We start from the raw sequence: 9547 nt of genomic DNA, 5'->3' as shown, positions 1-9547 counted from the left end.
CCGGCGCGCCGAAGTGGATCACGAAGCCGAGGTCGGGCTTGTCGAAGCCCATGCCGAGCGCGGACGTCGCCACCAGCGCCTTGACCCGGTTGTTGATCAGGTCGTCCTCGGCGGCGAGGCGCTCGGTCTGCTCGGTCTGCCCCGAGTAGGCGGTGACCTCGAAGCCGCGCGAGCGCAGGTACTCGGCGACCTGCTGCGAGGCGGCGATGGTGAGCGTGTAGACGATCCCCGACCCGGGCAGCGCGGCGAGTCGCTCGGCCAGCCAGGCGAGACGGTGCGCCGTCGACGGCAGCTGCACGACGCCGAGGTGCAGCGACGTGCGGTCGAGCGACCCGCGCAGGACCAGCACGTCGCCGGAGCCGAGCCCGAGCACGTCGGCGACGTCGTCGACGACCCGCGAGTTCGCCGTCGCGGTCGTGGCGAGCACCGGGATGCCGGGCTGCAGCTCGGGCAGCAGCGTGCGCAGGCGGCGGAAGTCGGGACGGAAGTCGTGCCCCCAGTCGCTGATGCAGTGGGCCTCGTCGACGACCAACAGGCCGCACGAGGACGCGAGCGCGGGCAGCACGTTGTCGCGGAACTCGGGATTGTTGAGCCGCTCGGGCGAGAGCAGCAGCACGTCGATCTCGCCGCGGCCCACAGCGGCGTAGGTCTCGCGCCACTCGTCCACGTTCGTCGAGTTGATCGTCGCGGCCCTGATGCCGGCGCGTTCGGCCGCGGCGATCTGGTTGCGCATCAACGCGAGCAGCGGCGACACGATCACCGTCGGCCCCGACCCGAGGGCCCGCAGCAGGGCGGTGGCGACGAAGTAGACCGCCGACTTGCCCCACCCGGTGCGCTGCACGACCAGCGCGCGACGGCGGTCGGCCACCAGCGCCTCGATGGCCCGCCACTGGTCGTCGCGCAGCCGCGCCTCGGGGCCTGCGAGTGCGCGCAGGTGCGCCTCGGCCTCGTCGCGGAGGGCCGTCCGGTCGATCACGCCTGTCATGCCGTCCTGCCTACCAGGCACCTCTGACAGGAACGCTCGCCCCGGGCGGTGTGTGGCCACCGTGCGGGTGGACACGCCGGGCCGGCGCCCGCCGCGTCGCCACACACAATGGACGGCATGGGGTTCACGCGGGCCGAGCTCGAGGCGGCGCGCACCGCCGTCGTGGCAGACCTCGTCGGCCCGGACACCCGGTTGCTGTTCGTCGGCATCAACCCCGGCCTCTGGACGGCTGCGGCCCAGGCCCACTTCGCCCGGCGCGGCAACCGCTTCTACCCGGCGCTGTATCGGGCGGGTATCACCGATCGCCTCGTCGACGCGTCCGGCGGCTACCGGTCCGACGACCTGCGGCACCTGCTCGACCGCGGCATCGGCATCACCAACATCGTGGCGAGGGCGACGGCCCGCGCCGACGAGGTCACCCCGGAGGAGTTCCGCGCCGGTGCCCGTGCTCTGCCCGGTCGCGTCGCCGCCCTGCGTCCACGCGTCGTCGCGGTGCTCGGTGTGACCGCGTACCGCATCGGGTTCGAGCGCCCGCGCGCCCGGGTCGGACGGCAGCCCGAGGACCTCGCCGGCGCGCAGCTGTGGGTCGTGCCGAACCCGAGCGGGTTGAACGCGCACTCGCAGGTCGCCGACCTCGCCGCGGCCTACCGCGAGGTCGCGATCGCCGCGGGCATCGCGGTCTTCGACCCACCCGCGTGAGGCTTCGTCATGCCCCGGGTAGGGCGAGGGCATGACGCGATTCGGCTACACCTTGATGACCGAGCAGTCCGACCCCCGCGACCTGATCCGTGATGCCGTGCGCGCCGAGCAGGCCGGCTTCGACTTCGAAGTCTCGAGCGACCACTACTTCCCGTGGCTGGACAGCCAGGGGCACGCGCCCAACGCCTGGGTGACCCTCGGCGCCGTCGCCCACGCGACCGAGCGGGTCGAGCTCTACACCTACGTCACCTGCCCGATCATGCGCTACCACCCGGCCGTCGTGGCGCAGCAGGCGGCGACGCTCGGCCTGATCTCGGGCGGACGCTTCACCCTCGGCCTCGGCGCCGGCGAGAACCTCAACGAACATGTCGTCGGCCGCGGGTGGCCGCCGGTGAACGTGCGGCACGAGATGTTCCACGAGGCCGTCGAGATCATCCGCGAGCTCTTCGGCGGCGGCTACGTGAACTACAAGGGCGAGCACTTCCGGGTCGACTCGGCGAAGCTCTGGGACATCGGCGACCAGCCACCGAAGATCGGCATCGCGATCTCGGGTGACCAGTCGGCCGAGCTCGCCGGCACGCTCGGCGACGTCATGATCGCCGTCGAGCCCGAGGCCGAGCTGTGCCGGTTGTTCGACCAGCACGGCGGCGCGGGCAAGCCGCGCGTCGGCCAGGTGCCGATCAGCTGGGACCCCGACAAGGACAAGGCGATCGAGCGCGCCCACGATCAGTTCCGCTGGTTCGCCGGCGGCTGGAAGGTGAACGCCGAGATGCCGGGCACCGCCGGTTTCGCCGCCGCGACGCAGTTCGTGACGAAGGATGACGTCGCCGAGAACATCCCGTGCGGGCCGGACCTCGACGCGCACGTGCAGGCCGTGAAGGAGTTCGTCGACGCCGGCTTCACCGACGTCGCCGTCGTCCAGATCGGCGGTGACACGCAGCCGGAGTTCCTCGACTGGGCCGAGCGCGAACTGCTGCTCGCGCTGAAGGAGCTGTAGCCGCAGTCGTCGGAGGTGCGCTGCTCGGTACGGTGCGTCCATGCCACCGGCCGACCTCACCGCCGTCGGGGAGGTGCTCGTCGACCGCGTCGTCGCGAGCGACCACCCCGGCGGCAGCCCGCTCAACGTCTCGCTCGCCGCGTCCCGCCTCGGCCTCGCCGTCGATCTCGTCGGCCGGGTCGGGGCGGACGCGCCGGGGGAGATGCTGCGGGCGAAGGCGGCCGAGTCGGGGATCCGGCTCGGCTCGCTCGTGACCGCGTCGCAGCCGACGTCGGTGGCCGTGTCGACGCTCGACGAGCACGGCCGCGCGCACTACGAGTTCGACTTCGACGTCTCGGCAGCACTCGCGTTCACCGACGCGGAGCTCGAGGCCGTGCCGCTCGGCCGCGTGCTGCAGACGGGCTCGATCGCCGCATGGCACCCGCTGTCGTCCGGCCCGGTGATGGCACTGCAACGACGCGCCTGGGACGCGGGCACGCTGATCAGCTTCGACCCGAACCCGCGCCCGTCGTTGATCACCGACGTCGAGCCGGTGCTGGACGTGATCGCCGCGGGCGTCGCGCAGGCGCATGTGGTGAAGGCGAGCGACGAGGACCTCGGCGTCCTGTTCCCGGGTGTCGAGCCGGTCGAGATCGCGGCGTCGTGGTGCGCGCTCGGCGCCTCGCTCGTTCTGGTGACGCGCGGGCCGGAGGGCGCGCAGGCGTTCACCGCCGACGGCCTCGTCGCGTCGGTGCCCGCGCCGCGCATCGAGCTGGTCGACACCGTCGGCGCGGGCGACGCGTTCACCGGCGGCTTCCTCACCGCGATCTGCGACGCCGACCTCGCGACGCCGCTGGCGTTCCGCGCCATGGTCGCCGAGCGCTCGCCGGCGCTGGTGCGGGCGATCGAGCAGGCCGTGCTCACGTCCGCGATCACCTGCGAGCGTGCCGGCGCGAACCCCCCGACCCGCGCCGAGTTCGACGCGCGCCGACTTGGATCCTCTTGATCAAGAGACGCGCACGGTCGTATCTGGTCGAGCGCGTCTGTTGATCAACCGGTCCGGACGGCGCGGCCCGCTACAGGCGGATGCCGGCGAGCTGGGTGGCCTGGGCGACGAGGCGGCCGGTGCTGTCCCAGACGAAGCAGGCCTCGTCGACGCGTCCGGCATCGATGAGCCGCGCCTGCTGCAGGACGCGCACGGGTCCGGGCGCCGGCAGCGCGCGCACGTACACCGACAGCTCGAGGGTCGGCACCCACCCGCTCGGGGCGATCTCGAAGGTGGCGGGCGGGAAGGCATCGACGGCGAAGAGCAGCGAGATCGGATCGAACGCCTCGCCGTCGGGCAGGGCGAGCCACCCGCGCAGCTCACCGGCGCCGGAAGGCCTGCCGCGACCGAAGCCGAGGGTCGCCTGCTCGAGACGCAGGTCGATCTCGCCCATCATCGGGACGTCGAGTCCGGTGGGGGTCACGGGAGGCAGCCGCACGCAGTCGTCCCAGGCGTCGGCCGGCATGGCGGGCAGTCCGGCCGACCAGAACGGCTCGCTCTCGCCGAGTCCGGCCGTCGTGATCAACGCCTCGACGCAGACGGTGTCGCCCTGCAGCAGCCGGGCGCGCAGCTGGGTGGCGTTGCGGCCCTCACGCAGCACTGCCGTCTCGACCGTCACCGCGCCGGCGTCGGGCGAGCGCAGGTAGTGGGCGCTGGCCGCGATCGGGTGCGGATGCGTGCTGGTCTCCGCCGCTGCACGGCCGAGCAAGGCGAGCAGGTAGCCGCCGTTGGCCTTGCCGCCGACCGACCAGGTGGCGTCGACCTCGGCGGCGAAGCGTCCCGGCTCGGTCGCCTTCAGTTCGGTCGCGGACGAGAAATCCATGCCTCGCATTCTGACAGAGTCGGTAGGACTCTCAAACCGAGGCCGGCTTGTCCTCCGTCCCAGGCAGATCTGGGCCGACGAGATGCCTGGGCCGGGGGACAAGCGGTCTCTGGCGTCAACGGAAGTCGCGCGACTTGGTGTGCAGTCCCAGCGGCAGCCGCTCGACGTGCTCGGCCAGGACGTTGATCACGCCGTCCTCGGTGCGTTCGAGCATGCCGCGCACGAGCAGTCCGCCGGCCTCGCGCGCCACACGCCGGTGCCGCTGCCACACCACCGGGTCGATGATCACGTTGAGCATGCCGGTCTCGTCCTCGATGTTGAGGAACGTGACGCCGCGGGCCGTGCCCGGACGCTGCCGGTGGGTGACCACGCCGCCGATGGTGATGCGGGTGCGGTCGGGCACCTGCTTCACCTCGGCCGCGGTGCGGATGCCCATCGCCTGCAATCGCGGACGGATCAGCGCGGTGGGGTAGTTCGTCGGCGAGATGCCGGTGGCCCACACGTCGGCGATCAGCTGCTCGGGCTCGGTCATCACCGGCAGCGGCGGCGCCTGCTCGTCGAAGACGGCGACGTCGAGCTGTCCCGGACGCGAGGTGGCCGCCGCACCCGCACCCCAGAGCATCTCGCGCCGCGACCCGCCACTATGCCGTTGCTTCGCTGTCGCGAAATGGTCGAACGCCCCGGCCGTGGCGAGCGCCTCGAGCTGGTCGGCGGTGAGCCCGACGCGGCGGGCGAGGTCGGCCATCGACGTGAACGGGCCGTCCGCGTCGCGCGACGCCACGATCGTCTTCGCGAGCTCGTCGCCGATCGAGCGCACGGACGAGAGGCCGAGCCGCACGGCCGGCTGCGGCGCGTCCAGGCAGGGGCACTGTGACGGTCCATCGAACGGCCCCTCGAGCGTGGCGGTGGCCTGCGAGTGCACGAGCGACGGGCCGCGCACCTCGATGCCGTGCCGCTTCGCGTCGTGCACGAGCGTCTGCGGCGAGTAGAAGCCCATCGGCTGGGCATTGATCAATGCTGCGCAAAAGGCAGCGGGGTAGTGGCGCTTGAGCCACGACGACGCGTAGACCAGCAGCGCGAAGGAGATCGAGTGCGACTCGGCGAAGCCGAACGCCGCGAACGCCTGGATCTTCTCGTAGATGTCGTCGGCGATCGCGCCGGTGATGCCGTTGCCCGCCATGCCGTCGTAGAGGCGGATCTTCATCGCCTCGATCTTCGCGCGCGACCGCTTCGACCCCATCGCGCGCCGCAGCCGGTCGGCCTCGGCCGGGCTGAAGTCGGCGACGGCGACGGCGATCTGCATGAGCTGTTCCTGGAACAGCGGCACGCCCATCGTCCGCTCGAGCGGCCCCTTCAGCCGCGGGTGCGGGTAGGTCACCGGCTCCTTGCCGTTCTTGCGCCGGATGAACGGGTGCACCGAGTCGCCCTGGATCGGCCCGGGACGGATGAGCGCGATCTCGATCGCGAGGTCGTAGAAGCAGCGCGGACGCAACCGGGGCAGCGTCGCCATCTGCGCACGCGATTCCACCTGGAACACGCCGACCGAGTCGGCGGCGCAGAGCATGTCGTACACGCACGGCGCCTCTGGCGGGATCGTCGCCATCTCGTAGCTGACACCGTGGTGCTCGCGGATCAGTTCGAGCGCGTACTGGATGCCCGAGAGCATGCCGAGACCGAGCAGGTCGAACTTCACCAGGCCGATGGCGCTGCAGTCGTCCTTGTCCCACTGCAGCACGGTGCGGCCCGGCATGCGTCCCCACTCGACCGGGCAGACCTCGATGACCGGACGGTCGCACATCACCATGCCGCCGGAGTGGATGCCGAGGTGGCGCGGCGCGTTCTGCAGCTCCTCGGCCAGCGCGGTCACCATCTCAGGCGGTGGCTCGACAGGTGTTGAGGCGTCGTCGGACGACTCCTCCAGCGACGACGCCGAGAGGGTGTCGGCCGTCCAGTAGTAGCCGATCTCGATCTGTTTGCTCCACGCGTCCTGCTGCCCCTGCGCGTACCCGAGCGCCTTGGCGACGTCGCGGATCGCCGACTTCGGCCGGTAGGTGATGACGTTCGCGACCTGCGCGGCGTGCGCGCGTCCGTGCAGCTCGTAGACGTACTGGATCGCCTCCTCGCGGCGGTCGCTCTCGATGTCGAGGTCGATTTCCGGCGGCTCGCCGCGCTCGGGCGCGAGAAAGCGCTCGAACATCAGGTCGTAGTAGACGGCGTCGACGGCGGTGATGCCGAGCGCGTAACAGACCGCCGAGTTCGCCGCCGACCCCCGGCCCTGGCAGAGGATGCCGCGCTCGCGGCAGAACCGGGCGATGTCCCAGACCACGAGGAAGTAGCCGGGGAAGTGCAGCTCCTCGATGATCGCCAGCTCGTGCTCGATCATCGCGCGGGCCTTCTCGGCATGGGGTTTGCCGGCGTAGCGCTCGGCGAAGCCGCGCTCGGTGAGCTCGCGCAGCCAGGTCATCTCGGTGTGCCCGGGCGGGTACGGGAACGGCGGCAGGTCGGGTGCGATGAGCCGTAGCGGGAACGCGATCTCCTTGCCCAGCCGGGCCGCGTTGGCCACCGCCCGCGGCCACCGGGCGAACCGCGCGGCCATCTCGTCGCCCGAGCGCAGGTGCTGCCCGGCCCACCCCGGCAGCCAGCCGTCGATGTCGTCGAGCGTCGAGCGCGCGCGCACCGCCGCCATCGCCGTGGCCAGCGGACGCCGCGGCGGCCCGTGGTAGTGCGCGGCGGTCGTGGCGACGAGGTCGAGGCGCAGTTCGTCGGCCAGCGCGGCGAGGACCTCGTAGCGCTCGTCGGCCAGCGGGTCGAGCTCGTGGGTCAGCTCGACGACGACGTTGTCACGGCCGAACCTGTCGACGAGGTCCGCGCGCGCGCGGCGGGCGGCGTCGACGCCGCCGTGGTCGAGGGCCCGCCGCACGGCGCCCTTCCGGCAGCCGGTGAGGACGAGCCAGTGGTCGTTCGAGGCGTCGGCGATCTCATCGATGTCGTAGACCGGCCGCCCCTTCGCGCCGCCGCGCAACTGGGCGCGTCCGATGACACTCGACAGCGCGGCGTACCCGTCGGGGTCGCGCGCGAGGACGAGCAGATGGGTGCCCGGCGGGTCGGGTACGCCCTGCCGCGCGCCGATCGACCGCTCGGCCTGGGTCGACGGCATCGGCACGTCGAGCGACAGTTCGGCGCCGAAGCCGGTGGCCAGGCCGAGCGCCTCGGCGGCCTCGGCGAAGCGGACGATGCCGTAGACGCCGTCGTGATCGGTGAGGGTCAGCGCCTCGAGGCCGAGGCGCACGGCCTCTTCGGCGAGCTCCTCGGGCGACGACGCGCCGTCGAGGAAGCTGAACGACGAGTGCGCGTGCAGCTCGGCGAACGGCACGCTCGGCGCGACGGCCGGCCGCTCGCCGACCGGCTCGTAGGCCGCCCGCTTGTGCGACACCGGCTGCTCGGGCATGAACTCGGTGTCGGGACGCCCGGTGGGCTTGCGCCACGACAGCCGCTGCTCGAGCTCCGTCCACGGGATCGGAGGGTTCTCCCAACCCATCGCTCCACAATAGAACGCGCTTTCGATGCTGCCAACCGCCGGGCCCTTCGCGCGACGTTCGACCCTGCTGCGTCGCCCGGCGCAGGCGCACGGTGCCGGCATGGAGGCGCTCGCCGCCCGCACCCGGCCGCGGCTGCACCGCCGGGCGGACTGGCTGCAGTTCGCCCGCTTCGCGACGGTCGGCGCGAGCGGCTACCTCGTCAACCTGGCCGCGTACACCGTGCTGGTGCGGCAGGCGGGGTGGCACTACGCGGTCGCCGCGACGCTGTCGTTCCTCACCGCGGCGAGCTGGAACTACATGTGGAACCGCCTCTGGACCTTCCGCCGTGAGCGGGGCAGCGTCGCGGTGCAGGGGCTCCGGTTCCTGATCGTCTCGGTCAGCGTCTACGCCGCCAACCTCGCCGTGCTCACCCTGCTCGTCGCCGCCGGCCTGGGTGCGATCACCGCCCAGGCGCTCGCGATCGTGCTCGTCACCCCCGGCAACTTCCTCGGCAACAAGTGGTGGTCGTTCCGGCGCGCGGGAACGCCGGGTGGTCGCACGGCCCGCGGGCGGCTCGTCAGCGCACCCCGGTGAACCGGAAGACGGTGTGGGCGCCACACTCGACGCCGGTGGTGTCGGTGTCGAAGTAGCCGGTGAGGCGCACGGTGTCCCCGATCCGGCGCACCGGCAGGGCGGCACTCGTGCTCACGCCGCGGAACAGCCCCGAGTGGACGCGGTCGAGCACGCCGTCGACCGTGGTGAAGCCGGACGTGTAGGTGCCGTCGACCGAGGCGATGGCCGTGCGGCGGCCGCCCGCGTCCAGCGCGAGGCAGCTGTTCGGCCCGTGCCGCAGCTCGGCGAGCACGCCGGTGATCGTCCGGTCGTCCGGCGCCGTGATCGCCGCCTGGGGCGGTCGCGGGGTGAGCTGCCGGGCCGTGCCGACGCCGCCGCCGCGCAACCACTCCGCCACGCAGTAGACGGTCCGGTCGCCGCTCGCCCACCCGGTGCGCACCGGGTGGAACTGGTTCGCCGCGAAGTGCAGCGGCCACCGGTCGGCGGTCAGACCGGTGAACGCGGCGACGTCCTGCTCGCAGCGCTTCGCGACCGGGCCGTTCCAGTACGAGTCCGGCGGGAACCGGTCGTCGTCGCCCGCCGCCCGTTCGAGCCGGACGAGCTGGTCGGTGTGGTGCTGCGTGCATCCGTGCGGCTGCACGATCTGCTGTGCACCGCTCCCGACGACGCTGAAGCAGTCACCGATCGACAGGTCGGCCATGCCCCTGACCTGCGGTTCGGTCGCCGAGCTGTTGCCGGTCGGCGTCGGTGTCGACGTCGGTGCCGCTTTGGGAAGGGGGTCCTACGCCTATTATTGGCGCTGGTTTATCACGGCCACTAACGCCGCGACCGCGGCGGCCACGGCGAGCAGCGGCCACCGGCGGCGCCCCCGGGGGGGGGGGGTGCCCTCGCGGGGGGCCACCCGCCGGCGGGCGGCCCCCCGCGGGGG

Annotated in this window: 8 protein-coding genes; 4 read left to right on the top strand and 4 right to left on the bottom strand. The window is 72.4% G+C overall.

The genetic code is table 11. From position 1 onward, the window contains the following. On the bottom strand, window positions 1–985 hold a 985-nt coding region (locus ACTHMS_RS22710), incomplete at its 3' end, for a RecQ family ATP-dependent DNA helicase (RefSeq protein ID WP_440308932.1). Window positions 986–1102: 117 nt separating this feature from the next. On the opposite strand from ACTHMS_RS22710, the gene ACTHMS_RS22705 reads away from it, so the two are divergent. Genes ACTHMS_RS22705 through ACTHMS_RS22695 form a run of 3 tightly spaced genes read left to right on the top strand, consistent with a single transcriptional unit; the run spans window position 1103 to window position 3666 of the window. Further along, complete coding sequence (locus ACTHMS_RS22705) at window positions 1103–1684, top strand: mismatch-specific DNA-glycosylase (RefSeq protein WP_440308931.1); 582 nt, start codon at window positions 1103–1105, stop codon at window positions 1682–1684. A gap of 31 nt (window positions 1685–1715) precedes the next feature. Further along, window positions 1716–2681, top strand: a complete 966-nt coding sequence (locus tag ACTHMS_RS22700) for an LLM class F420-dependent oxidoreductase (protein ID WP_440308930.1) — start codon at window positions 1716–1718, stop codon at window positions 2679–2681. 40 nt (window positions 2682–2721) lie between these two features. Next, the gene (locus tag ACTHMS_RS22695; protein ID WP_440308929.1) at window positions 2722–3666 is read left to right on the top strand and encodes a carbohydrate kinase family protein; all 945 of its coding nucleotides are present in this window, start codon (window positions 2722–2724) and stop codon (window positions 3664–3666) included. Window positions 3667–3736: 70 nt separating this feature from the next. Here the strand turns inward: ACTHMS_RS22695 and ACTHMS_RS22690 are convergent, their stop codons facing one another. Further along, on the bottom strand, window positions 3737–4528 hold the full coding sequence (locus ACTHMS_RS22690; RefSeq protein WP_440308928.1) for a thioesterase family protein: 792 nt from the start codon (window positions 4526–4528) through the stop codon (window positions 3737–3739). Between the two features lie 115 nt (window positions 4529–4643). Beyond that, entirely contained in the window at window positions 4644–8066 is a 3423-nt protein-coding gene (locus ACTHMS_RS22685; RefSeq protein ID WP_440308927.1) for an error-prone DNA polymerase, read from the bottom strand. Between the two features lie 25 nt (window positions 8067–8091). On the opposite strand from ACTHMS_RS22685, the gene ACTHMS_RS22680 reads away from it, so the two are divergent. Next, on the top strand, window positions 8092–8640 hold the full coding sequence (locus tag ACTHMS_RS22680; protein WP_440308926.1) for a GtrA family protein: 549 nt from the start codon (window positions 8092–8094) through the stop codon (window positions 8638–8640). Here ACTHMS_RS22680 and ACTHMS_RS22675 read toward each other — a convergent pair. Then, a complete protein-coding gene (locus tag ACTHMS_RS22675) occupies window positions 8624–9319 on the bottom strand; it encodes a septum formation family protein (protein ID WP_440308925.1) in 696 nt (231 codons plus the stop codon). The two genes, ACTHMS_RS22680 and ACTHMS_RS22675, sit on opposite strands and share 17 nt — an antisense overlap. Window positions 9320–9547: the final 228 nt, after the last annotated feature.

The sequence above is a fragment of the Jatrophihabitans sp. genome, from assembly GCF_051960575.1.
Lineage (GTDB): Bacteria > Actinomycetota > Actinomycetes > Mycobacteriales > Jatrophihabitantaceae > JBQCEE01.
This window is presented reverse-complemented; position numbering and strand designations above follow the sequence as displayed.